This is a genomic window from Piscinibacter gummiphilus, assembly GCF_032681285.1.
Lineage (GTDB): Bacteria > Pseudomonadota > Gammaproteobacteria > Burkholderiales > Burkholderiaceae_C > Rhizobacter > Rhizobacter gummiphilus_A.
Window position 1 is genome coordinate 315,309 of sequence record NZ_CP136336.1, and the last position, 23,273, is coordinate 338,581.

Genomic DNA, 23,273 nt, shown 5'->3' on the forward strand with positions numbered 1-23,273 from the left:
GCAAACCCCAAGGCGGGGCTGGGATCAGGTGATGTCGGTCGGCTGGTGTTCGCTGGCGGGCGGCTCGGCATCACGCCGCACCACGCCTGCGCCGGGCGGCTGCATGCGCCAGCCTGCCACGATCGCCAGTGCGCAGATCGCACCGAGCAGCACGAACGTCTGATGAAACGCCCGCATGGGGTCGTCGACGTGCACCTTGAGCCGCCACTCGAGGAAGATGCCGGCCATCGCCACGCCCACCGCACCGCCGAGCTGGCGCAGGAAGTTGATGGTGCTCGAGCCGTGCGAGATGTTCTCCATCGGCAGGCGGCGGATGGCGCCCAGGTTGAGCGAGGGCAGCACGGTGCCGAGGCCGATGCGCCCGACGATGGCAAACGCCGTGATGACCCACAGCGAGGTCTGCAGGCCCACGAGCGCCATCAGCCAGAACGACAGCGTGAGCAGCGTGATGCCGATGGCGACCAGCTTGTTGAAGGGGTAATGGTCGGCCAGCCGCCCGCCCAGCGGCAGCATGAACGCGAGCACGATGCCCGCCGGCAGCAGCACCGCACCCGCCTGCGAGGGCGGCAGCTTCAAGCCGATCTGCATGAACACCGGCACGAGATACGTCGAGCCGAAGAGCGCCATGCCGTAGATGAAGGCCACACAGGCGCCCATGCGGAAGGAGCGGATGTCGAAGAGCTTGAACTCCATCAGCGGGTGCTCGGCATGGCGTTGCCGCCAGATGAAGACCCCCGCCGTCACCGCCGAGACCACCAGCAGCACGTAGGCATGCGGCGTGGGGCTGTGCAGTTCCACCAGGCCGTTCATGCCGGTGACCACCGCGATGGCCAGCAGCACGAGCCCCGGCAGGTCGAAACGCCGCTCGCTCTGGTTCACCGACTCGGCACCGGGCGAGGTGTGCGGCAGGTAGACACGCCCCATCGCAAACGCTGCCAGGCAGAACGGCACCACCACGAAGAAGATCGAACGCCAGCCCCAGGCCTCGACCAGGATGCCGCCGATCGACGGCCCGAGCGCCGGTGCCAGCACCACGCCGAAGCCGAAGAGCCCCATCGCGCGGCCCTGCTCCTGGCGCCCGAACACGTGCAGCACGATCACCGGCGGGATGGGCTGCATGATGCCGGCCGCGAGGCCCTCGATGACACGCATCGCGAGCACCATCTCGAAGCTGGAACTCAGGCCGCCCGCGATGCCGCCCACGAGCAGCATCCACACGCCGGCGAAGTAGGTGTGCCGGTAGCCGAAACGGCCGAGCAGCCAGGGCGTGGTCAGCATCGCCACCGTCACGGCCGCCATGAAGCCGGCCGACAGCCACTGCGCCCGTTCCTGGCCCAGCGTGAAGACATGGCTCATGTCGGGCAGGGCCACATTGACGATGGTCGACGCCATGATCGACGCCATCGTGCCCAGCATCACCGTGATCAGCACCCGCCAGCGGTAGGCGGGGCCATGGCGCTCTTGCATCAGCGCAAGGCTGTGGGGATGGGAGGGGCCGGACACCCCGGCATCCTAAGCGGTGGTTCGTGCCCTGCCTGTCATGAAGGCGGCAGGCCGGCGTGTCCCCAAGCCTTGCGACATGCCGGCCCCTGGTGCACAAGTGCTGGGTGCAGACAGGCCCCGGGGTGAAACGAATACTTCGTTCGCCTTCTTCACCTGCTTTCGGAGTTCCTGCCATGCAGCCCCAGACCCCTTCTTCACCTTCGTCTCATCCCCTCAACGGCCACGCCGTGGCCGCCGCCTACCCGCGCGCTGGCGTGCCGGTGCAGCCCCCCAAGCGCCGCCCGCGCGTGGCCCTGGTGCTGGGCAGCGGCGGCGTGCGCAGCATCGCGGCCGTCGGCATCGTCGAGCGCCTGCGCCACGAAGGCATCTGGCCCGACCTGGTGGTGGGTTGCAGCTCGGGCGCGCTCTTCGGCGCCACCATCGCGATGGAGATGTCGCCGAAGGACGCGCTGCACGCCGCCACCACGCTGTGGTCGGCCGAGCTCACGCAGCAGCCGCGCTGGCGCGCCTACCCGCAGATGGTGGCGCCCAAGCTGATGGGCTTCGATGCCGACTTCGGGCTGCGCGACAACAGCCTCATCGCCCTGCGCCTGGAGGCGGCCTTCGGTGGCCGCAAGATCGAATCGCTGCCCACGCAGCTGCGGGTGGCGGCCACCGATGCCACCACGGGCAAGCCGGTCGTGCTGGCGGAAGGGTTGCTCACGCAGGCGCTGCTGGCGAGCATGGCCGTGCCCTTCATCTTCCCGAGCGTCGAGGTCGACGGGCGGCGCCTGGTGGACGGCGTGGTGTCGGACCCCTTGCCGCTCGATGCGGCCCGCGATGCCGAAGTCATCCTCGCGCTGGGCTTCGAAGGGGCAATGCCGCGGCGTGTCGACCGCGCCTCGCGCCTGGTCGCCCAGGCCACCACCTCGCTCATCAACAACCTGATGCAGGCGCGGCTCGAAGCCGCCGTGGCGCGGGGCCAGCGCATCGTCAGCATCGAACTGGGCCTGGAGCGCAAGGTGGGCCTGTGGGAGACCGGCGCGCTGCCCTACCTCTATGAAGCCGGCCGCCGCGCGGCGACGCACCATCTGCCGCGCATCCTCGACCAACTCGAAGGCCGGGCGCAGCGCGAGGTGGCGTGAGCGCGGCTTCGACGGCGCGGCACTGGATTGACGCCCGCCAGTCGAAGCCCTAGCGTCGCGCCATCGAGAGGGCCGATCCATGAACGCTGACACCGCCACCGCACCGCCGAGCGCGCTGCCGATCGCCGTGGCGATCGTCGAAGACGAACGCGAGGTGCGGCAGCGCTTCGAGGACGCGGTGCGCGCCCATCCGCGCCTGTCGTGGCAGTTCTCGGCGGGCAGCGTGTCGGAGGCGATGGCCCTGGTGGCGCAGCGCCAGGCCGATGTGTACCTGGTGGACCTTGGCCTGCCCGACCGCGACGGGCGCGACTTCATCCGCTGGCTGGTGCGGCAATGCCCCGACGCGCTGCCGATGGTGGTCACCGTCTTCGGCGACGACGAACACGTGCTCACGAGCCTGGAGGCCGGCGCAATGGGCTACCTGCTGAAAGACTCGCCGAGCAGCGAGATCGCGGGCCGCATCGTCGAGCTCTTCGAAGGCGGCTCGCCGATCAGCCCGTCAGTGGCGCGCTCGGTGATCCGGCGCTTCGTGAAGCCGGCCGCCGGCGCGCAGGAGCCGCCGGAAGACAACCCGCTGAGCCAGCGCGAGCTGGAGGTGCTGCGCCTCATCGAGAAAGGCATGACCTACGACGAGGTGGCGCAGGTGCTCGCGCTGTCATGGCACACCGTCACCGCCTACCTGCGGCGCGTCTACCGCAAGCTGCAGGTGCACTCGCGCGGCGAGGCGGTCTTCGAGGCACGCCAGCGCGGAATTCTCTAGATGTGGCGCGGTGCGGCGCTGTGCCTCGCGCTCGTGATGGGCGCGCTGCCCTGCGCGCCGGCCCGGGCGGCGTCGCCCGAGGCGCTGGCCCTGCGCATCGACCACGCCACCCTGCATGAGTTGGGCGACGCCGGCTCGACGCTGGAGCTGACCACGCTGCCGGCACGGCTCACGCGAGCGCCGCGTGTCTTCCGCCACTACCGGCTCGAAGCAGGGTTCGATCTGCCCGACAAGACGGCCGCGCCGCTGTGGGCGATCTACCACCACCAGCTCAGCGACGGCGCCCGTGTGCGGGTGAACGGCGTGGTGGTCGGCGACGTGGCCACCTCCACGCCCACGACCGCCGTGCTCAACGTGCGGCCCTACATGTTCGTGCTGCCGGTGGAGCTGCTGCGCAACGGGCCCAACCGGATCGAGATGGAATGGGCCACGCACGACTCGATGGTCCACGTGGCCGGCATGGTGGTGGGGCCTTTCGACTTGGTGCGCGCCCATTACGAGCGCCGCTTCTTCTGGCAGAACACGATGGCCCAGGTGGGCCTCGACTTCGCGCTCGTCAACGCGGCGATGCTGATGGGCATCTTCGCGTTGCGCCGCAGCGAGGTGCGCTACCTGCTGATGGGCCTGACGGCGCTGAGCTGGGCCAACGTGTGCTTCGCCTACCTGCTGCCACCGATGCCGGCCGCGCTGTACCCGTACTGGCTCTTCGTGCGCATCCTCGGCATCTCGGGCGTGGCCGCCTGCTGCTGGCTGGTGCTGTGGCTCGAGACCGCGCCCGAGCGCCAGGGCTTCGGGCGCTTGTGCGTCGCGTGGGCGATGGTGGGGCCGCTGTGGTACCTGGGTGATCTCTGGCTTCACAACAGCACGGACTCGAGCCGCCTGGAGGCGGTGTGGGGCAGCGCGCTGCTCGCGCTCGGCCTGTACCCGCTCTTCCGGCTGGCGCGGGCGCTGCTGCGCCGGTGGGACTGGCGGCGCGGCGTGTACCTGATCGCCGCCGTGGCCGGCATCCTCACCGGCGGCGCCGACCTGCTCATGTCGGCCACCGGCCAGAGTGTGTTCGGCGCCATCGGCTATTCGGCGCAGGCCACCTCGCCCTTGTGGTTCACGGCGATGGTGGCGGTGCTGGTGAAGGACTTCGCCACCTTCCTCGTCGCCCAGCGCCAGCAGAACGAGCTGATGGCCCGCAAGCTCGAAGAGCAGCAGCTCACCCTGCAACGCCTGCACGAGCAGAGCCAGCAGCGCGAGCGGGAGCGCGCGGCGCTGGAAGAGCGCCAGCGCATCATGCAAGACATCCACGACGGCCTCGGCTCGCAGCTCGTGAGCTCGCTGGCCCTCAGCGAGCGGGGCGAGCTCGATGCGCAGCAGACGAGTGCACTGCTGCGCGAGTGCATCGACGACCTGCGCCTGGCCATCGACAGCCTGTCGGGCGACGAAGATGCGTTTGCCGTGATGGCCGGCAACCTGCGCTTCCGCATGGCGCCGCGCCTGCGTGCCGCCGGCATCACGCTCACCTGGCACAGCGCCGGCCTGCAGGACTCGGCCGTGATCCCGGCCGCGCATGCGCTGCCGCTGCTGCGCATCCTGCAGGAGAGTCTCAGCAACGCGCTCAAGCACTCGCAGGCCACCCGCATCGCGGTGACGCTCACGAGCGACGCCGACCACCTTCACATCACGGTGCAGGACAACGGACGTGGCCTGTCGGAGCAGCCGGCCTCGCGCGGCAAGGGCGTGGGCATCATGGAAAAGCGTGCCCGCAGCATCGGCGCGCGCTTGCGCATCGAGAGTTCGGAGGGCACCACCGTGCAGGTGTTCCTGCCGCTCGCGCCGCATCGCAGCGCGCCCACCGGCGTCGACGGTCACGCGGCGGGTGGTGTCAGCGCTCTCTGAGCAGCAGGGCCCGTGCGCGCTGCAGCTCGGGCCCTTTGAAGCGGTGCGCGAGTTCGGCCTCTTGCGCCGCGGCCGGCAAGGGCTGCAAGGCGGCCCGGGCCTCGTCGAGCCGGCGCGTCCAGTCCCAGCGGGCAAGGTCCTGGGCGCGCAGCCGCTCCGCCGCGGCGGCTCCGAACTGGCTGGCACGCTGGGTGTGCAATGCCTGGGCGTCGGCCTCGGTGGCGGGCGGGTCGGGGATGAGCAGCGCGCGGGGAGCGGCGGTGGGCCGCTTCGGCGTGGGCGGTGTGGCCTCGGGCGCCGGGTTGTTCGGCAGCTGCGCCTGCGGCTCGCCGCGCAGCACGGCGAGGTGGGCGTCCCACGCGGCCAGCGTTTCCGTGGCGACGGTGGCGCCACGCTCGCGCGTCACCTCACGTTCGATGAAACGGCGCAGCTCGGGCAGGCTGGTCTCGCCGAGCGCGGTGAGCAGGTGGTCGAAGCGGCGCAGCAGCAGCGATTCGGCCTCGCGGCGCTGGCCGGGTGCGGCCCAGGCGCCGTCGAGGTCGGTGCCGCGCAGCGAGCCGCGGGCGCGCACGTCATCCACGCTGCGCGGGGCATGGGCGGGCGGCGCGGCACACGCGGCGAGGCCGGTGGTGAGCAGGCACAGCATCAGCACGCGCTTCATCGTCACAGCCCCAGCTTGCGCAAGCGGTTGGCGTGCAGCCGGTAGACCGCCAGCGGGTCGGGCGACAGTGGCGCGCGCAGGCCCAGCGCCTGGTTCACCTCGTCGAGGTGGTTCCACTCGTAGTCGTCGCGCAGCACCGTGCCCCAGTGGCTGGAGCAGCGGCCGACGAGCCCGTCGTTGGGTTCGTCACCGAAGTCGCGGCTGGTGATGGCCAGCACGGCGTCGCTGGCGTCGAGCGCGTTGGTGGTGACGCGCGTGCCACTCATCGAAAAGTAGTGCACGCCGTTGACTACCGCCGCCCCTTCGCCGCAGGGCGTGAACGGCATGGCCTGCGGGAAGCGGCGGTTGAACACGGCGGCGCCGGCACTGTCGAGTGAGGCCAGCGCGCCCAGCGCGTCTTGCGGCAGGCTCGGCTGCCCCGCGAGCCACGACAGGGCGCCCGACAAGGTGTTGGCCAGCCATGCCGGCACGCTGCTGCTGCGCGAGAGGTCCTTCATCGCATCGGCGGTCTTGCTGCCGGTGTGCGGCGAGCCGATGGTGGTCACCGAGGCCACGAGCTCGGGCGCCACAGCGGCGACATAGCGCGCGGTGGGGCCGCCGTGGCTGTGGCCGATCAGGTGGAATTTCTCGTGGCCGTAGGCGGCCTTCAGCGCGAGCAGTTCCTGCAGCAACTGCTCGCCGCGCACTTCGGACAGGTTCGCTGCCGACACCGCCGGCGCGTAAACCGTGGCGCCGCCCTCGCGCAACGCATCGGCGATGCCGTGAAAGTAGTCGAGCGGCCCGATGGTGTGGAAGCCGAAGAGGCCATGCACCAGCACGATCGGGTAGCGCGTGGCGGTGTAGCCGTCGGCAGCGTGGGCGTGGGTCGCGCACGCCAGCATCACGGTCAGCAGCAGGCGCAGCAGGCGGGCGGTGAGAGTCGTCACGCCCGCGATTGTGGCGTCAGCGTTCTTTCAGCAACAAGGCGCGCGCGCGTTGCAGCTCCGAGCCGCTGAAGTGTTGGGCGAGGTGGTCTTCCTGCGCCTGCTGGCGTTGCGGGGCCGACAAGTTCGGGGCCGCGGCGAGTGTGTTCAGCGTCTGCTGTGCGGCGGCGAGGCGGCGCTCCCAATCGGCCCAGGCCTGGTCTTCGTTGCGCAGGCGCTCGGCAGCGTCGGCCCCCAGTTGTTGCACACGTTGGGCATGCAGCTGGTCGGCGTTCGTGTTGGCGTTGGCGACGAGCAAGGCGGTGTGCTCGGGTTCGACGCTCACACCGGCCTTGCGTTGTTCGATGTGCTGCGCGAAGGCGGCTTCTTCGTCGGCGTAGAACGCCTGCGCCCAGTCGCGGCCCAGCAGCTGTTGGCGCACCTGGCTGCGCTCGGCCAGCGCAGCGGCCCAGGTCGTCGGGTCGGCCACGTTCGGTGCGTGGCGGAAGCGGTGTTGCTGCAGGGCGATGTAGCGGTCCCATACGGCCAGCACCTGGCGTGCGGCGGCAGCGCTTTTCTGTGCGGTGACTTCCTGCTCGATCCAGTGGCGCAGTTGCGCGGGGTCGGCTTCGCCGAGCGAGGTGAGCAGGTAGTCGAAGCGCTGGCGGAGCGTTCGGCTCGGCTGCAGTTGCCCATCGACCCAGCGGCCCCAGTCGCCATCGAGCTCCGACTCGCGCAGCGAGCCGCGCTCGAGGACGGTTTGCACGTGGGCGCGTGCGGCATCGGCGGCGCGCGCCGCATCGGCGTTGTGCTGCACGGCTGGCAGCGGCTCGCCGCGTGCGTAGGGGCTGAAGTTCCAGTCGGTGAAGACCGGCGCAGCCGCTTGTGGCCGCTGGCCGTCTTCGGATGAGAGCCACCCGTAGGCGGCCCACACCAATGCAAGTGCGAGCGGCACCGCGCCGTAGAGCCAACGGTGCCGCGCGAGCATCACAGGCCGGCCGACTTGATGCGGTTGGCCTGGGCGCGATAGAACGCCACCGGGTCCTGCGAGAAGAGGCCCCGCAGGCCGAAGGCCTGGTTCACCTCGTCGAGGTGGTTCCATGCGTAGTTGTCTTTAAGCACCGTGCCCCAGTGGCTGGAGCACTGGCCCACGAGACCATCGTTCTGCTCGAAGCCGAAGACCACGCTGCTGCCCACCAGCAGCGCGTCGCTCACGTCGAGCACGTTGGTCGCGACGCTCGTGCCGCCGACCGACCAGTAGCGGATGTTGTTCACCGAGGCCGGGCCCTGGCCGCACGACGAGGTGGGCTTGCCTTGCGGAAAGCGCCGGTTGAAGTCGGCCGCACCCCGCGTGCTGAGCGACTTGAGCGAGCCCAGCGCATCCTGCGGCAGCGTCGGCGAGCCGGAGAGGAAGGCGATGGTGGCGGCAAGGCCGTTGGCGAGCGTGGCGGCGAAGCCGGTGGTGCCAGTCCACGAGGTCACGGTCTCGATCGCATCGGCCACCTTGCTGCCGGCGTGCGGCGAGCCGACCGTCGTCACCGAGGCGATGAGTTCAGGTGCAACTGCCGCGACGTAGCGTGCGGTGGGCCCGCCGTGGCTGTGGCCGATGAGGTTGAACTTCTGGTGGCCGTAGGCGGCCTTGTACGAGCGCAATGCGCGCAGCAGTTGTTCACCGCGCGCTTCGGACGTTTCCGCCCCCGACACGCTCGGTGTGTAGACGGTGGCGCCGCCACTGCGGAGCGCGCTCACGATGCCGTACCAGTAGCTCACCGGCCCGATGGCATCGAAGCCGAAGGCGCCGTGCACGAGCACGACGGGGTACTTGGTCTGGGTGTAGGTGTCGGCGGCAACGGCGTGCGTGGCGGCGCCGAACGAAAGGCCTGCAGCGAGCGCGGCACTGCACAGGCCGCGCATCAGGCGATGGCGAAAGGTCATGGATTTGTCTCCTGTTTGGGGTGAGCTGCGTCACGCTCTCCCGGCGATGACGATCACCGCTCGGCCACTGACGGGTCGATACGTTGATGGAGAAATTCTTGAACTGCGGCGTGGTTGGCGTAAGTGGCAATCCGCGCCAAAGGCTGGCGTGCTGTGCCAACCGGGGAGGGAGTTTCCCTGCTTCGTTGTTCGGAGCGGCGCCAAGGGGCTGGGGTGAGTGAATCCCTCCGTGTCCCCCGCGTTTGATCGCTCCCGCGATCAAACGCTCCTCCTTTACCTGCGGGATTCACTCACCCCAGCCCCTTGGCGCGACGCACCGTGCCCGCTCGAAAACTAACGCAGGGCACCGTGTGTCGCGAGAAGGGTTTGGGGACGCGGATTCCGTAAGTAAAGGAGGAGGGCTGGGCTGCAAGCCCAGCCCGGGGGACATGGAGGAATCCGCGTCCCCAAACCCTTCTCGTCGCGCCAATCCACGCACACAAAGAAAAACGGCGCCCCAATGGACGCCGCTTTCAATCAACGAAGAAGAATCAGCGCGAAGCCGCCTTCAACTTCAAGCGCCACGCATGCAGCAACGGCTCGGTGTAGCCGCTCGGCTGTTCCTTGCCCTTGAAGACGAGGTCGAGCGCCGCTTGGTAGGCCATCGAAGTCTTCGCGTTGCCCGCGAGCTTCTTGTAGAGCGGGTCACCGGCGTTCTGCTTGTCGACCACCGTCGCCATGCGTTCAAAGGTGTCGCGCACCTGCTTCTCGGTCACGACCTTGTGCTCCAGCCAGTTGGCGATGTGCTGGCTGCTGATGCGCAGCGTGGCACGGTCTTCCATCAGGCCGACGTTGTGGATGTCGGGCACCTTGGAGCAGCCCACGCCCTGGTCGATCCAGCGCACCACGTAGCCGAGGATGCCCTGCACGTTGTTGTCGAGCTCTTGTTGACGCTCGGCGGCCGACCAAGTCGCTTCCTTCACCACCGGAACTTGCAGCAGGCCCTTGAGCAGCTCGTCGCGCATCTCGTCGGCGTCGGTCTTTTCCAGTTGCTTCTGCACGTCGCTCACCTTCACCTGGTGATAGTGCAGGGCGTGCAGCGTGGCGGCCGTCGGCGAAGGCACCCAGGCGGTGTTGGCGCCGGCCTTGGGGTGCACGATCTTCTGCTCCAGCATGCCGGCCATCAGGTCGGGCATGGCCCACATGCCCTTGCCGATCTGTGCGCGGCCACGCAGGCCCATGCCGAGGCCGACGAGCACGTTGCTCTTCTCGTAGGCCTGGATCCAGGCGCTGGTCTTCATGTCGCCCTTGCGCATCATCGGACCGGCCAGCATCGCGGTGTGCATCTCGTCGCCGGTGCGGTCGAGGAAGCCGGTGTTGATGAAGGCGACGCGGCTGGCAGCCGCGGCGATGCAGGCCTTGAGGTTGACGCTGGTGCGGCGCTCCTCGTCCATGATGCCGAGCTTCACGGTGCTGTCGGCAAGGCCCAGCAGTTGCTCAACGCGGCTGAAGAGTTCGGCGGCGAAGGCCACTTCATCGGGGCCGTGCATCTTCGGCTTCACGATGTAGACGCTGCCGGTGCGCGAGTTGCGGATTTTCTTGTTGCCGGTGCGCTTCAAGTCGTGCAGCGCGATCGTGGTCGTGACGACCGCGTCCATGATGCCTTCCGGAATTTCCTTTCCGTCACCGTAGAGGATCGCCGGGTTGGTCATCAGGTGGCCCACGTTGCGCACGAAGAGCAGTGAGCGGCCATGCAGCACCACTTCGCCCTTGCCCTTCGGTGCGGTGTACACGCGGTCTTCGTTCAGGCCGCGGGTGAAGGTCTTGCCGCCCTTGCTCACCTCTTCGGTCAGCGTGCCCTTCAGGATGCCGAGCCAGTTGCTGTAGGCCAGCAGCTTGTCTTCGGCGTCCACCGCGGCGACGGAGTCCTCGAGGTCGAGGATGGTCGAGAGCGCGGCTTCGAGCACCAGGTCGCTCACGCCGGCAGGGTCGGTCTTGCCGATGGGGGTGTTGCGGTCGATGCGGATGTCGAGGTGCAGGCCGTTGTGCGCGAGCAGCACCGACGTGGGCGACTTTGCGTCACCCTGGTAGCCGACGAACTGGTCCTTCTCTTCGAGGCCGGTGGTCTTGCCGTTCTTGAGTGTGACGACGAGCTTGCCGTCTCCGACGGCGTAGCCCACGGAGTCGATGTGCGAGCCCTTCTTCAGCGGCGCGGTGCGATCGAGCACGTAGCGGGCGTACTCGATGACCTTGGCGCCGCGCACCGGGTTGTAGGCCCCGGCACGCTCGGCGCCATCCTTTTCGCTGATGGCGTCGGTGCCGTAGAGCGCGTCGTACAGCGAACCCCAGCGGGCGTTGGCGGCGTTGAGCGCATAACGCGCATTGAGGATGGGCACCACCAGCTGCGGGCCGGCCTGCGTCGCCAGTTCTGCGTCGACGTTCTTGGTCGTGGCCTTGGCCTTCTTGGGCGGGGGCACGAGGTAGCCGATCTTCTCGAGGTGGGCGCGGTAGGCCTTCATGTTGGAGATCGGGCCGGGGTTGGCGGTGTGCCACTGGTCCATCTCGGTCTGCAGGCGGTCGCGCTCGGCCAGCAGGGCGATGTTCTTCGGCGCGAGGTCGCGCACGATGGCGTCGAAGCCCTTCCAGAAATCGGCAGCGGCGACGCCCGTGCCGGGCAGCACCTCGGTTTCGATGAAGCGGTGCAGGTTGGAATCGACCTGCAGGCCGTGGACGGTGGTGCGTGCGGACATGAGCCCTCTCCTTTTATGTGCGGTGCAAAAAGACGAAAGGCGCCAATCTATTCGATCTCGCTGGAGAGAGTAAGTGGGCTCGAAGTTCGGGATTCATGACTTGGAAGGGGGTAATCTCCGCCTTCCATGGACAAGCTCAAACAACTCGAATCCTTCGTCGCGGTGGCCGCCAAGGGCAGCCTGACCGCTGCCGCCGCCGCCGAGGGCATCGCCCCGGCGGTGGTGGGCCGGCGCATCGATGCGCTGGAAGAGCGGCTCGGCGTGAAGCTGCTCGTGCGCACCACCCGGCGCATCACGCTCACCCACGAGGGCAGCGCCTTCCTCGAAGACTGCCAGCGCCTGCTGGCCGACCTGGCCACGGCCGAGGCGAGCGTCAGCGCCGGTGGCGTGAAAGCCAGTGGCTACTTGCGTATCACCGCGCCGGCCGGTTTCGGGCGCCGCCACGTGGCGCCGCTGGTGCCCGGCTTCGTGGCCCAGCACCCGGACGTGAACGTGTCGCTCAACCTGTCGGACCGGCTGGTGGACATCGTGAACGAGGGCTACGACTGCGCCGTGCGCGTGGGCGACCTGCCCGAGAGCAGCCTCGTCAGCGTGCGCCTGGCCGACAACCGGCGGCTGTGCGTGGCGTCACCGAGCTACCTGGCCCGCGCCGGCACGCCGAAGCACCCGAACGACCTTGCCCAACACGACTGCCTCACCTTGAGCACCGAGGCCAGCCAGACCCGCGGCTGGGCCTTCACGCTCGATGGCGAGGTGAACCACCTGCGCCTGACCGGGCGACTCTCGTGCAACGACGGGCAGGTGCTGCACGACTGGTGTCTCGCTGGCCTCGGCTTGGCGTGGCGTTCGACCTGGGAGGTGGAAAGCCACCTCGCGAGCGGCGACCTGGTGAGCGTGCTCGACGAGTACGCTGCGCCACCCAACGGCATCTACGCCGTGTTCGCGCAGCGCAAGCACCTGCCGCTGCGCGTGCGCTTGTGGGTCGACCACCTGAAGCAGACCTATGGCGACGCGGCGTACTGGAAGACGGTGAGCACGCCATGAAAAACGCCCGGCGATGCCGGGCGTTGGATCGAGGGCCGTCGGCTTACTTCGAGAGGCACTCTTTCATGAAGGCCTGGCGCTCGCTGCCGGGCTTCTTGGTCGCCTTGAAGTCGGCGCTGCAGGTCTTCATCTTGTTCTGCTGCGCGGTCTTTGCGTCTTTCTCTTTCTTCAGACAGTCGGACATGAACGCCTTGCGCTCGTCGCCCTTCTTGTCGCCGGCTTCCTTGTTGCAGGAAACCATCTTGTTCTGCTGCTTGGTGGGGCCCGAGGCCGCATCGGCGGCGTGTGCGGAGCCTGCGAAGCCGGCCACGGCCAGGGCGATCGCGCTGAGAAGTGTCTTCATGGAGTAGTCCTTCCTTCCCGGTGGGGTGTTGACGAGGGTTTCGCCGGGTCGGATTGAAGCACTGCCCCAGAGGCCCAGCAAGGGCTACAACGCAACAGCGCGTTGTGCGGCTGACGCAGATCAGAGGATGCGGCGGGGGTGGGCGAGCGCCTCATGCGCGACGTGAAGGCGACGCACCAGCACACGGATGAACGCCTCGTCGAACAGGTGCCGGCAATTCGGGCTGACCTGCGCAAGCGTGTCGGGCGTGAAGGAGATCGTGGTGGCCGGGTCGGTGACGATCACGTTGGTGCTGTGGCGGCGCAGCTCCGGGCTGGGCGCCAGGTACGCCATCTCGCCCACCGAGGTGCCCGCACCGAGCTGGGCCACCTTGTCGCCGTCGCGGTACACCTCCACCTCGCCCTGGGCAATGATGTGGAAGGTGTTGCCCTCCTCGCCCTTGGTGTAGAGCGCATGGCCGAAAGGGAAGCGCTGCCACTTCGCGCGGTGCACCACTTCCCACAGCTCCACGTCGCCGAAGTTGGAGAAGAAGTCGAGGCTGCGCAAGAGGTTGAAGCGCTCGGAGTCGAGCACGCCCTGCAGGTGGCCCCGCGGCACCTGCTGCGTGGTGATGAGGCCGGAGAGCGCCTGGGCGAAGTCGTCCCAGCTCGCGTAGCGGTCTTCGGGGCGCTTGGCCACGGCCGACAGGATCACGCCGTCGACACCCGGCCCCACGCCTGAGCGCAGGCTGCTCAACAGCGTGGGCTCGGCGCTGTAGATCTGGTTCATCATGGCCGACTGCGAGGTCGAGTCGAAGAGCGGCCGGCCAGCGATCAGGTGGTAGAGCACGGCGCCGAGCGAGTACATGTCGGCGCGGCAATCGAGCTGGCTGCCGTCGAGCTGCTCGGGCGACATGTAGGCGAGCGACCCCACGCGGTAGACCTGCGTCGTCTCGCTCGCCATGTTGAGCGCGCTGCCGAAGTCGCTGATCTTCACGTCGGTGATGTGGCCGTTGGTGATGACGGCCAGCAGGTTGGCCGGCTTCACATCGCGGTGGATCAAACCCTGGCGGTACACGTAGCCGAGTGCCATCGCGCACTTGAAGCCGATTTCGACGATGAGCTCCAGCGGCAGCAGCTGGTCGGCGCGGCAGTAGGGGCGCAGCGTCGTACCGTTCACGTACTCCATCACGAGGTAGGAGTCGGCGGGGTCGACGACCGCGTCGTAGATCTGCACCACGTTCGGGTGCTTCAAGCGGCCCACGAGTGCGGCCTCGGCGGCGAAGAAGCGCTCGAAGTAGCGGCCGTCGCCGGGGTCGTTGGTGGCACCGGCGCGCACGCGCTTGATGGCGACGTCGCGCTGGTGGAAGTCGTCACGCGCGAGGAAGACCTCGCTGGTCGCACCTTCGCCGAGCCGGCGCAGCACCGGGTACTTGCCGATCTGCGTGGGCAACGGCAAGCCGCCGAACCCGCTGGGCGAGGTGCTGGGAACGGGGGTGAACGAGGGCGAGAACGACGACATGGGAGCTGCCATCTTGGCACCGGCGCCAAGGCCCTGCTTGCCAAATTGAGCACAAAACGTAGCCCATTTTCCCTGGGTCAAACACCGCGCGAGGTCGCTCTTGTGCAGTGCGGGAGGCCGGGTGTGCCCACTTAGAATCCGCCGATGATCCAAGCCAAACAGGAGCTGCTCGCCGCGCTGGCCGAAGCGCTCGCCGAACTTGCGCCCGGCACCGCGGTGCCCGCGGCGTTCGAGTCGCCCAAACAAGCCGCCCATGGCGACCTGGCCTGCACGGCTGCGATGCAGCTGGCCAAGCCGCTCAAGAAGAACCCGCGCGAATTCGCGCAGGCGCTGATCGCCGCACTGCAGCAACGCGCCGCGGTGCAGCAGTGGGTCGACGCGATGGAGATCGCCGGCCCCGGCTTCATCAACCTGCGCCTGAAAGCCGCTGCCAAGCAGGCCATCGTGCCGCAGGTGCTGCGCGAGGCCGAAGACTTCGGCCGCAAGAGTGCCAACGGGCAGAAGCTGATGGTCGAGTTCGTCTCGGCCAACCCGACCGGCCCGCTGCACGTGGGCCACGCGCGCCAGGGCGCCCTCGGTGACTCGATCTGCCACCTCTTCGAGACACAAGGTTGGAAGGTCCAGCGCGAGTTCTACTACAACGACGCCGGCGTGCAGATCGCCACGCTGGCGATGTCGACACAGGCACGCATCAAGGGCCTGAAGCCCGGCGACGCCGAGTGGCCCGAGAACGCCTACAACGGCGACTACATCGCCGACGTGGCGGCCGACTACCTCGCGAAGAAGACCATCAAGGCCGACGACCGCGAGTTCACCGCCTCGGGCGACCCCGACGACCTCGACAACATCCGCCAGTTCGCCGTGGCCTATCTGCGCCACGAGCAGGACCTCGACCTGCAGGCCTTCGGCGTGAAGTTCGACCACTACTTCCTCGAGTCGAGCCTGTACACCGACGGCAAGGTCGAGGCCACGGTGCAGAAGCTCATCGCCGCCGGCAAGACCTACGAGCATGAAGGCGCGCTGTGGCTCAAGACCACCGACGACGGTGACGACAAGGACCGCGTGATGCGCAAGTCCGACGGCACCTACACCTACTTCGTGCCCGACGTGGCCTACCACGTGAGCAAATGGGAGCGTGGCTTCACCAAGGTGATCAACTGCCAGGGCACCGACCACTACGGCACCATCGCGCGCGTGCGCGCCGGCCTGCAAGGCATGGGTGTGGGAATTCCCAAGGGCTACCCCGACTACGTGCTCAACACCATGGTGCGCGTGGTGCGCGACGGCGCCGAGGTGAAGATCAGCAAGCGAGCGGGCAGCTACGTGACGCTGCGCGACCTCATCGAGTGGACGAGCCGCGACGCGGTGCGCTTCTTCCTCATCAGCCGCAAGGCCGACACCGAGTTCACCTTCGACGTGGACCTCGCGCTCAAGCAGAACGACGAGAACCCGGTGTTCTACGTGCAGTACGCGCATGCGCGCATCTGCTCGGTGCTGGCGCAGCGTGCCGACGAAGACCTGGCGCAAGCCGACTTCGCGCTGCTCGGCGCGCCGACCGAGGTGGCGCTGATGCAAAAGCTCGCCGAATACCCCGAGATGCTGGAGCGTGCCGCCAACGACCTCGCGCCGCACGATGTGGCCTTCTATTTGCGCGACGTGTCGGCCAGCTTCCACAGCTACTATGCCGCCGAGCGTTTCCTGCTGGACGACAACGCCGCGCTCACCCGGGCCCGGCTGGCGCTGCTGGCTGCGACACGCCAGGTGCTGCGCAACGGCCTCACGCTCCTCGGCGTGAGCCACCCCGACAAGATGTGACGGAGACCGAATGAAAAAGCTTGTTCGTAGCACCCCTGGCCGCCAGCGCGGCAGCTTCGTGCTGGGCCTGATCGTCGGCCTGCTGGTCGGTCTGGCGCTGGCGCTCGGCGTCGCGCTCTACATCGCCAAGGTGCCGGTGCCCTTCGTCAACAAGGTGCCGCAGCGCACCGCCGAGCAGGACGCCGCCGAAGCCGAGAAAAACAAGAATTGGGATCCGAACAGCTCGCTCTACAACAAGGTGCCGGTGGCGCGCCCCGGCGCCACCTCCAGCGGCGTGGTGAGCCCGCCGCCGGCCGGGTCGGCCGTGCTGCCGCCCGGTGGCGCACCCAATGCGGCCGCGAGCGCAACCAAGCCCGACCCGGCGGCCATCCTGGCGGGCAAGTTGCCGCCCGACGCGTCCACCAAACCCGGCAGCGATGCGTTGAGCTATTTCATCCAGGCCGGCGCCTTCGGGCGCATCGAAGATGCGGAGGCCCAGCGCGCGAAGCTGGCGATGTCGGGCTACCAGGCCAAGGTCACCGAGCGCGAGCAGTCCGGCCGCACGGTGTACCGCGTGCGGCTCGGGCCCTTCGACAAGAAGGAAGAAGCCGCACAAGTGAAGGAAAAGCTCGAAAGCACCGGCGTGGAGTCGGCGCTGGTGCAGGTCCAGAAATGATCCAGACATGAAGGTTTGAACCAATCGAGGCCAGCTGTACTCCACACCCCGTCCAATCACCCCAACTCACACACCACATGAACCGTCGCGACTTCTCTGCACACCTGATGGGCCTGGGGCTCGGTGCCACCGCCCTGTCGGCCAGCCTGCCCGCGCTGGCGCAGGAAAAGCCTGTCGAAGGCAAGCAATACGTGAAGCTGGGGTCGCCGGCGCCCGTGAGCGCCCCGGCCGGCAAGATCGAGGTCATCGAGTTCTTTTGGTACAACTGCCCGCACTGCGCCGCCTTCGAGCCCAACCTCGACGCCTGGCAGAAGAAGCTGCCCGCCGACGTGGCCTTCCGCCGCGTGCCGGTGGCCTTCCGCGAGATGTATGCGCCGCAGCAGCAGTTCTTCTACGCGATCGAAGCGCTGGGCAAGGTCGAGGCGCTGCACCGCAAGGTCTTCTATTCCATCCACAACGAGCGCGCCCCGCTGGAGAAGCCCGACCAGATGGTCGCCTTCATGGAAAAGAACGGCGTGCCCAAGGCGCAATTCCTCGAGGTCTTCAACTCCTTCGCGGTGCAGACCAAGGCCAAACAGGCGACCCGCCTGGCCGACGCCTACAAGATCGACGGCGTGCCCGCCATGGGCATCCACGGCAAGTTCTTCACCTCGGGCACCATCGCCGGCACGCCGGAGAAGGCCTTGCAGGTCACCGAATACCTGGTGCAGACGCTGCGCAAGGGCTGATCGGTTCTGCGTGAAAAGGCCGCTGGGAAGCGGCCTTTTTTCCCTGCGATCCGGGCGTGTTCCGCGGATCTGTGGCTAGAATGGCCTGCAAGTTTCATGCCGCCATGAGCCATCTTTCATCCCCCATTTTGGTCAGTTCGAAAGCCCGCCACTGGCTGGTCACGGGCTTGTTGCTGTGCAGCATCGTGCTGCCCGCCCAGGCCGAGAAGGCCGATCGCTTCCAGAAGATGGAGGTCGAGTCCGACCAGCCGGGCAAGGTCGACCTGCAGAACCAGATCGTCGTCTTCAACGGCAATGTGGTGGTGAGCAAGGGCACGATGAGCATCCGCGCCGGCCGCATCGAGGTGCGCGAGACGCCCGATGGCTACCACCACGCCACGGCCCTCGGGGCACCCGGCGCGCTTGCCACCTTCCGCCAGAAGCGCGAGGGGGTCGACGAGTACATCGAAGGCGAGGCCGAGAAGCTGGAATACGACAGCAAGGCCGACACCATCCGCTTCACCGGCAAGGCGTCGGTGAAACGCCTGCGCGGCAAGACGGTGGCCGACGAGGTGAGCGGCGCGCAGATCACCTACGACAACACCGCCGAACTCTTCACCGTGGCCGGCGGCGCGTCCGCCGTGACCCCCGGCAACCCGACCGGCCGCGTGCGCGCCGTGCTCTCGCCGCGCCAGGACAGCCCGGCGGCGGCCGAGGCCGCCTCAGCCGTGCCCCCGGGAGCACGCCGTTGAACGCCGCCGCCGCGGCGCCCGAGCGAGGCGCGAGCACCAGCCAGCTGGAGGCGGCGGGCCTGCAGAAGACCTACGGTGCCCGCAAGGTGGTGAAAGACGTGCGCCTGGGCGTGCGCAGCGGCGAGGTGGTGGGCCTGCTCGGCCCCAACGGCGCCGGCAAGACCACGAGCTTCTACATGATCGTGGGCCTGGTACGGGCCGACGCCGGCCAGATCACCATCGACGGTGAGCGCATCGAGCGCTTGCCGATCCACCAGCGCTCGCGCATGGGGCTGTCGTACCTGCCGCAAGAGGCGTCGATCTTCCGCAAGCTCACGGTGGAAGAGAACATCCGCGCCGTGCTTGAGTTGCAGCACGGGCCCGACGGCAAGCCGCTGCCCAAGGCGACCATCGAGCAGCTGCTCAACGGCCTGCTCAACGACCTCAGCATCGAGAAGCTCCGCGCAAGTCCGGCCCCGGCGCTGTCGGGCGGCGAGCGCCGCCGTGTCGAGATCGCCCGCGCGCTGGCCACGCAGCCGCGCTTCATCCTGCTCGACGAGCCGTTCGCCGGTGTCGACCCGATCGCCGTGCTGGAGATCCAGCGCATCATCGGTTTCCTGAAGGCGCGTGGCATCGGCGTGCTGATCACCGACCACAACGTGCGCGAGACGCTGGGCATCTGCGACCGCGCCTACATCATCAGCGAAGGCCGGGTGTTGGCCGAGGGAACACCAACGGAGATCGTCGAGAACGCCGACGTCCGCAAGGTCTACCTCGGAGAACATTTCCGCATGTAGGGGTCGAGCATGAAGCCGTCCCTGCAGGTCCGCCTTTCCCAGCATCTCGCGCTCACGCCGCAACTGCAGCAGTCCATCCGGCTGCTGCAACTCTCGACGCTCGAGCTGCACCAGGAAGTCGAGCAGATGCTCGAGGCCAACCCCTTCCTTGAAGTGGAAGAGGACAGCGGCCCCGCGTTCGAGCCGATGACCGAGCGCCTGAGTGCGTCCGAGCAGGCCGGCGAGCGCGAGACCGAGCGCGCCAGCGAAGTCGACTCCGGCGGCAGCGACGACACCCCCGGCGTCGACAACGTCGAACTCGGTGCCACCGAGCGCGACGACTGGGAGAACGGCACCGAGCGCGACGATTTCGACGGCATCCGCGAGCAGCCGAGCAGCAGCTCGTCGAGCAACAACGACAACGACGACTTCGACCCCCACGAGCGCAACAACGTCGGCGAGAGCCTGCAGGACCACCTGCATCGCCAGCTGCTGGGCATGCGCCTGTCCGGCGAAGACACCGCCGCGGTGAAGGTGCTGATCGAGTCGCTCAACGACGACGGCTACCTCGACGATCCTCTGGAAGACATCGCCGCGAGCCTCGCCGAAGGCGAAGAGGAACGCGAAGAGCTGCTCGAGCGCCTGCGCTGCGCCCTCAAGTGGCTGCAGAACATGGAGCCGCTCGGCGTGGGCGCACGCGACCTCTCCGAATGCCTGTCGCTTCAGCTGCGCGCCACGCCGCGCTGCGAGGCGCAGATGATCGCCATCATGATCTGCAAGCAGCACCTGGAGCTGCTCGCCCGGCGCGACCTGAAGAAGCTCATGGCCGCCACCGGCGCCGACGAAGACCTCATCAAGGAAGCGCAGGCGCTGATCGTGACCTGCGAGCCCAAGCCCGGCCGCCAGTTCGCGCGTGCCGAGGCCAACATCATCGTGCCCGACGTGATCGTGCAGAAGGCGGGTCGCAACTGGAAGGTGGTGCTCAACCCGGAGGTGATGCCCAAGCTGCGCATCAACGACCTCTACGCACAGGCCATCCGCGGCAACCGCGGCGCGGGCGGTGCCAACGGGGCTTTGAGCTCGCGTCTGCAGGAAGCGCGCTGGTTCATGAAGAACATCCAGCAGCGCTTCGACACCATCCAGCGTGTGAGCCAGGCCATCGTCGAGCGCCAGAAGAGTTTCTTCACCCACGGCGAGATCGCGATGAAGCCGCTGGTGCTGCGCGAGATCGCCGACGAGCTCGGCCTGCATGAGTCGACCATCTCGCGCGTGACCACCGCCAAGTACATGGCGACGATGTTCGGCACCTTCGAGCTCAAGTACTTCTTCGGCTCCTCGCTCAACACCGAGGCCGGCGGCAACGCGTCGAGCACCGCGGTGCGGGCGCTCATCAAGCAGCTCGTGGCCGCCGAAGACACCGCCAAGCCGCTGTCGGACAGCCAGCTCTCGAAGATGCTCGAAGAGCAGGGCATCCAGGTGGCGCGACGCACGGTCGCGAAGTACCGCGAAGCGCTGCGCATCGCACCGGCCAACCTGCGAAAGGCGATGTGAGGTGACAAGCTAATGGCGCTGCCACTCTTCCTGCCTTGCGCGGCCGGTGTCGAGCCGCTGCTGGCCGACGAGGTGAAGCGCATCCTGCCGGGCCGCGAGGTGCATGTCGGCCGTGGGGGCGTGGGCGTCGATGGCGACCCGGCCGACGTGATGGCGCTCAACCTGGAAAGCCGCCTCGCGCAGCGTGTGCTGGCCGAAGTGGCCTCGGGCCCGTACTTCGCCGAAGACGACATCTACGCGCTGGCCCGAGGTGTGGACTGGACGCAATGGATCACCCCGCAGCACACGCTGCGTGTGGACACCACCGCCCACCGCAGCCCGCTGCGCAGCCTGAACTTCGTCGCGCTTCGCGTGAAAGACGCAGTCTGCGACGTGCTGCGCGACGCGACCGGCGAGCGCCCGAGCGTCGACACGCGCCACCCCGACCTGCCCCTCTCGCTGCACCTCGGCGAAACCCACGCTTCGGTCTACGTCGACACCTCCGGCGAAGCGCTCTTCAAGCGTGGCTGGCGCGAAGACAAGGGTGAGGCCCCGCTCAAGGAAACACTCGCCGCGGCGATGCTCGCGGCCGCCGGCTGGCGAGGCACGCCCGAGGCGGGTGGCGCCTTGCACGACCCGTGCTGCGGCTCCGGCACGATCGCCATCGAGGCAGCGCAGATCGCCTGCGGCGTGGCGCCCGGCCTGAAGCGCCGCTTCGCCTTCGAGCGCCTGCTGCCCTTCGCCGACGCCGACAGCCGTGCGCAGTGGCAGCGGCTCAAGAGCCATGCGCAGTCGCGCATCCACGCGAGTGCGGTGCCGATCTACGCGAGCGATGTGTCGTTTCGCATGGTCGACTTCGCGCGCCGCAACGCGCAGCGCGCAGGGGTGGAGCACGCCATCCAGTTCAACGGCGGCGATGCGCTGGAGCGGCCGGCTCCGCAGCTGCCCGAAGGCCTCGCCGGCACGCTGATGATCAACCCGCCGTATGGCGAGCGCATCGACGTGGCCGGCAAGGCGGCGCGGCCGTCGGTGCACGAGCACCCCGACGACAACCGAGCCGCGCCCGACGATTTCTTCCCGCGCCTGGCTGCGCATTGGAAACGCGCCTACACCCAGCACCCCGCGGGCTGGACGGCCTGGGTGCTGAGCCCCGACATGAAGCTGCCGAGCGCGATGCGCCTGAAGGAATCGCGCCGCGTGCCGATGTGGAACGGCCCCATCGAGTGCCGCCTCTTCCGCTTCGACCTCGTGGCCGGCTCCGCGCGATCAGTGGTGTGACGGCAGGCTGAAGTAGAACGTGGCGCCTTGATGGCGCTTGGCCTGTGCCCAAAGGCGCCCACCGTGCCGCTCGACGATGCGCTTGACGATGCTCAGGCCCACCCCGTGCCCCGGGAATCGCTGGCCGTGCAGACGCTGGAAGGGTTGAAACAGGCGCTCGGCCTCGTCGGCGTCGAAGCCCACGCCGTTGTCGCGCACGAAGCACACCTGCTCGCCGTCGCGCTCGAAGGCGCCCACCTCCACCTGCGGCGCCGCACCCTCGCGGCTGAACTTGAGCGCGTTGCCGAGCAGGTTCACGTACACCTGCCGCAGCAGGCCCGGGTCGGCCTCGACCGTGGGAAGCTCGCCCACGCGCACCGGCAGGTCGGCCGCTTCGGGCTGCGCCTGGCGCATCTGCTCCAGCGTGTCGCGTACGAAGGCCTGCAGGTCGATCGGTTGCAGGGCCAGGTCGGCATCGTTCACCCGCGCCAGTGCCAGCAGGTCGTTGACGAGCTGCCCGGAGGAATCGGCCTGCGTGGCGATGACCGCGAGCATGCGCTCGACCGTCGGCAGGTCGTGGCGGGCGAGTGCCTCGCTGGCAAGGCGCGACACCCCGGCGATGCCGCCGAGCGGGCCGCGCAGGTCGTGCGAGACGCTGCGGTTGAAGCTCTCCAGCCCGGCGACCATCTCGCGCAGCTCGGCGGTGCGCTGGGCCACGCGCTGCTCCAGCGTGTCGTTGAGCGACTGCAGGGCCGCCTCGGCCTGCTGGCGCCGGGCCAGCTCGTCGGCCGCTTGCTGCTGGGCCCGCAGAAGGCCGGTGGTGAGCACCGTCGTGCCGCTCACCACCATCGGCACGATCACCGCATAGCGCAGCAGCGGCACGTCGATCAGCCCCTGCCACGCGGCCACCAGCACGGCGGGGTACAGCATCATCGCGAGGAACACCAGGCTGTGGCCACGGCCCGGCTCCCGCCGCATGGCCCACAGGGCCAGCAGGCCATGGAAGGTGAGAAAGCCCGCAAACCCCGTGAACATGCCGAGCCGGCCAACCTGGCCGGTGTGCCCCATGACGAGCAGCGCCAGCGCGACCGCCGATGCCACCGCGGCGATGCGCCGGGCGGCCCGCTGCGGCACGCCGACGTACTGCACCAGTCCGAGGGTGAACAGCAGCACGGCCGGCACCGCGATGGTCCGCGCCACCAGGTTGGACCTGTCGCCCACGGGCTGCAGCTGCTGGTCGAAGGCGTAGACCACGCCGATCAGCAGATAGCTCAAGGCGAAGTACGCCGACCACGGCTCACGCTGGCGGCGCCACACGAGGAAGTGCAGCACGCTCAGCATGCCCGTCGTCAGCGCACCCGCGAGGGCGTAGACCTCGGTCATCTGCATCGTGTCAGTGAACGCCGGAACGGCA

At 68.4% G+C, this 23,273-nt stretch carries 20 protein-coding genes; 11 read left to right on the forward strand and 9 right to left on the reverse strand.

The features are described 5' to 3' along the window. Positions 1-24: 24 nt before the first annotated feature. Positions 25-1,467, reverse strand: coding sequence for a DHA2 family efflux MFS transporter permease subunit (locus tag RXV79_RS01515; protein ID WP_316701590.1), 1,443 nt, complete (start codon positions 1,465-1,467; stop codon positions 25-27). Positions 1,468-1,676: 209 nt separating this feature from the next. Between RXV79_RS01515 and RXV79_RS01520 the strand changes: the two genes are divergently transcribed. The 3 genes from RXV79_RS01520 to RXV79_RS01530 all read left to right on the forward strand — a co-directional run bounded on the left by RXV79_RS01520 (position 1,677) and on the right by RXV79_RS01530 (position 5,274). Further along, positions 1,677-2,627, forward strand: a complete 951-nt coding sequence (locus tag RXV79_RS01520) for a patatin-like phospholipase family protein (protein WP_316701592.1) — start codon at positions 1,677-1,679, stop codon at positions 2,625-2,627. 79 nt (positions 2,628-2,706) lie between these two features. Beyond that, positions 2,707-3,387: a LuxR C-terminal-related transcriptional regulator gene (locus RXV79_RS01525; RefSeq protein WP_316701593.1), complete on the forward strand. Its 681-nt coding sequence runs from the start codon at positions 2,707-2,709 to the stop codon at positions 3,385-3,387. Continuing rightward, positions 3,388-5,274 (forward strand): sensor histidine kinase, encoded by a 1,887-nt coding sequence (locus tag RXV79_RS01530; protein ID WP_316701594.1) that lies wholly within the window; start codon positions 3,388-3,390, stop codon positions 5,272-5,274. It begins immediately after the preceding gene. Here RXV79_RS01530 and RXV79_RS01535 read toward each other — a convergent pair. From RXV79_RS01535 to RXV79_RS01555, 5 genes are all read right to left on the reverse strand, one after another. Then, a complete protein-coding gene (locus RXV79_RS01535; protein ID WP_316701595.1) occupies positions 5,261-5,941 on the reverse strand; it encodes a hypothetical protein in 681 nt (226 codons plus the stop codon). The genes RXV79_RS01530 and RXV79_RS01535 overlap by 14 nt on opposite strands. Continuing rightward, entirely contained in the window at positions 5,938-6,861 is a 924-nt protein-coding gene (locus RXV79_RS01540) for an esterase/lipase family protein (RefSeq protein WP_316701596.1), read from the reverse strand. Before RXV79_RS01540 ends, RXV79_RS01535 begins: the two co-directional genes overlap by 4 nt. A 16-nt stretch (positions 6,862-6,877) precedes the next feature. Continuing rightward, complete coding sequence (locus RXV79_RS01545) at positions 6,878-7,825, reverse strand: lipase secretion chaperone (RefSeq protein WP_316701597.1); 948 nt, start codon at positions 7,823-7,825, stop codon at positions 6,878-6,880. Further along, positions 7,825-8,772, reverse strand: a complete 948-nt coding sequence (locus RXV79_RS01550) for an esterase/lipase family protein (protein ID WP_316701598.1) — start codon at positions 8,770-8,772, stop codon at positions 7,825-7,827. Before RXV79_RS01550 ends, RXV79_RS01545 begins: the two co-directional genes overlap by 1 nt. 530 nt (positions 8,773-9,302) lie before the next feature. Beyond that, positions 9,303-11,501 carry a malate synthase G gene (locus tag RXV79_RS01555; RefSeq protein ID WP_316701600.1) on the reverse strand — a complete coding sequence of 733 codons (2,199 nt, stop codon included), beginning with the start codon at positions 11,499-11,501 and terminating at the stop codon, positions 9,303-9,305. A gap of 126 nt (positions 11,502-11,627) precedes the next feature. On the opposite strand from RXV79_RS01555, the gene RXV79_RS01560 reads away from it, so the two are divergent. Then, positions 11,628-12,545 carry a LysR family transcriptional regulator gene (locus tag RXV79_RS01560; RefSeq protein WP_316701602.1) on the forward strand — a complete coding sequence of 306 codons (918 nt, stop codon included), beginning with the start codon at positions 11,628-11,630 and terminating at the stop codon, positions 12,543-12,545. Between the two features lie 43 nt (positions 12,546-12,588). Here RXV79_RS01560 and RXV79_RS01565 read toward each other — a convergent pair whose 3' ends face one another. Continuing rightward, on the reverse strand, positions 12,589-12,888 hold the full coding sequence (locus RXV79_RS01565; RefSeq protein ID WP_316701604.1) for a PsiF family protein: 300 nt from the start codon (positions 12,886-12,888) through the stop codon (positions 12,589-12,591). Between the two features lie 120 nt (positions 12,889-13,008). Then, positions 13,009-14,400, reverse strand: a complete 1,392-nt coding sequence (locus RXV79_RS01570) for a serine/threonine-protein kinase (RefSeq protein ID WP_316701606.1) — start codon at positions 14,398-14,400, stop codon at positions 13,009-13,011. Between the two features lie 132 nt (positions 14,401-14,532). Here RXV79_RS01570 and argS point away from each other — a divergent pair, with 132 nt between their 5' ends. From argS to RXV79_RS01605, 7 genes are all read left to right on the forward strand, one after another. Then, positions 14,533-16,203 (forward strand): arginine--tRNA ligase, encoded by a 1,671-nt coding sequence (gene argS, locus RXV79_RS01575; RefSeq protein ID WP_316701608.1) that lies wholly within the window; start codon positions 14,533-14,535, stop codon positions 16,201-16,203. Positions 16,204-16,213: 10 nt separating this feature from the next. After that, a complete protein-coding gene (locus RXV79_RS01580; RefSeq protein WP_316701609.1) occupies positions 16,214-16,858 on the forward strand; it encodes an SPOR domain-containing protein in 645 nt (214 codons plus the stop codon). A gap of 77 nt (positions 16,859-16,935) precedes the next feature. Then, positions 16,936-17,586: a thiol:disulfide interchange protein DsbA/DsbL gene (locus RXV79_RS01585; protein ID WP_316701610.1), complete on the forward strand. Its 651-nt coding sequence runs from the start codon at positions 16,936-16,938 to the stop codon at positions 17,584-17,586. Between the two features lie 128 nt (positions 17,587-17,714). Further along, positions 17,715-18,317 (forward strand): lipopolysaccharide transport periplasmic protein LptA, encoded by a 603-nt coding sequence (gene lptA, locus RXV79_RS01590; protein ID WP_316701611.1) that lies wholly within the window; start codon positions 17,715-17,717, stop codon positions 18,315-18,317. After that, positions 18,314-19,093, forward strand: coding sequence for an LPS export ABC transporter ATP-binding protein (gene lptB, locus RXV79_RS01595; protein WP_316701612.1), 780 nt, complete (start codon positions 18,314-18,316; stop codon positions 19,091-19,093). The genes lptA and lptB overlap by 4 nt, the downstream gene beginning before the upstream one ends. A gap of 9 nt (positions 19,094-19,102) precedes the next feature. Beyond that, entirely contained in the window at positions 19,103-20,623 is a 1,521-nt protein-coding gene (locus RXV79_RS01600; RefSeq protein ID WP_316701613.1) for an RNA polymerase factor sigma-54, read from the forward strand. Positions 20,624-20,635: 12 nt separating this feature from the next. Then, positions 20,636-21,880 (forward strand): THUMP domain-containing class I SAM-dependent RNA methyltransferase, encoded by a 1,245-nt coding sequence (locus RXV79_RS01605; protein WP_316701614.1) that lies wholly within the window; start codon positions 20,636-20,638, stop codon positions 21,878-21,880. Here the strand turns inward: RXV79_RS01605 and RXV79_RS01610 are convergent. After that, positions 21,869-23,248: a sensor histidine kinase gene (locus RXV79_RS01610; protein ID WP_316701615.1), complete on the reverse strand. Its 1,380-nt coding sequence runs from the start codon at positions 23,246-23,248 to the stop codon at positions 21,869-21,871. The two genes, RXV79_RS01605 and RXV79_RS01610, sit on opposite strands and share 12 nt — an antisense overlap. Positions 23,249-23,273: the final 25 nt, after the last annotated feature.

Excerpts from the sequence above, each read along its gene's own strand:
- RXV79_RS01605 (WP_316701614.1), top strand. The coding sequence starts at position 20,636 with ATGGCGCTGCCACTCTTCCTGCCTTGCGCGGCCGGTGTCGAGCCGCTG.
- RXV79_RS01530 (WP_316701594.1), top strand. The coding sequence starts at position 3,388 with ATGTGGCGCGGTGCGGCGCTGTGCCTCGCGCTCGTGATGGGCGCGCTG.
- RXV79_RS01520 (WP_316701592.1), top strand. The coding sequence starts at position 1,677 with ATGCAGCCCCAGACCCCTTCTTCACCTTCGTCTCATCCCCTCAACGGC.
- RXV79_RS01515 (WP_316701590.1), bottom strand. The coding sequence starts at position 1,467 with ATGCAAGAGCGCCATGGCCCCGCCTACCGCTGGCGGGTGCTGATCACG.
- RXV79_RS01565 (WP_316701604.1), bottom strand. The coding sequence starts at position 12,888 with ATGAAGACACTTCTCAGCGCGATCGCCCTGGCCGTGGCCGGCTTCGCA.
- RXV79_RS01525 (WP_316701593.1), top strand. The coding sequence starts at position 2,707 with ATGAACGCTGACACCGCCACCGCACCGCCGAGCGCGCTGCCGATCGCC.
- RXV79_RS01600 (WP_316701613.1), top strand. The coding sequence starts at position 19,103 with ATGAAGCCGTCCCTGCAGGTCCGCCTTTCCCAGCATCTCGCGCTCACG.
- RXV79_RS01555 (WP_316701600.1), bottom strand. The coding sequence starts at position 11,501 with ATGTCCGCACGCACCACCGTCCACGGCCTGCAGGTCGATTCCAACCTG.
- RXV79_RS01580 (WP_316701609.1), top strand. The coding sequence starts at position 16,214 with ATGAAAAAGCTTGTTCGTAGCACCCCTGGCCGCCAGCGCGGCAGCTTC.
- RXV79_RS01560 (WP_316701602.1), top strand. The coding sequence starts at position 11,628 with ATGGACAAGCTCAAACAACTCGAATCCTTCGTCGCGGTGGCCGCCAAG.
- RXV79_RS01610 (WP_316701615.1), bottom strand. The coding sequence starts at position 23,248 with ATGCAGATGACCGAGGTCTACGCCCTCGCGGGTGCGCTGACGACGGGC.
- RXV79_RS01585 (WP_316701610.1), top strand. The coding sequence starts at position 16,936 with ATGAACCGTCGCGACTTCTCTGCACACCTGATGGGCCTGGGGCTCGGT.
- argS (WP_316701608.1), top strand. The coding sequence starts at position 14,533 with ATGATCCAAGCCAAACAGGAGCTGCTCGCCGCGCTGGCCGAAGCGCTC.
- RXV79_RS01550 (WP_316701598.1), bottom strand. The coding sequence starts at position 8,772 with ATGACCTTTCGCCATCGCCTGATGCGCGGCCTGTGCAGTGCCGCGCTC.
- RXV79_RS01545 (WP_316701597.1), bottom strand. The coding sequence starts at position 7,825 with ATGCTCGCGCGGCACCGTTGGCTCTACGGCGCGGTGCCGCTCGCACTT.
- RXV79_RS01570 (WP_316701606.1), bottom strand. The coding sequence starts at position 14,400 with ATGGCAGCTCCCATGTCGTCGTTCTCGCCCTCGTTCACCCCCGTTCCC.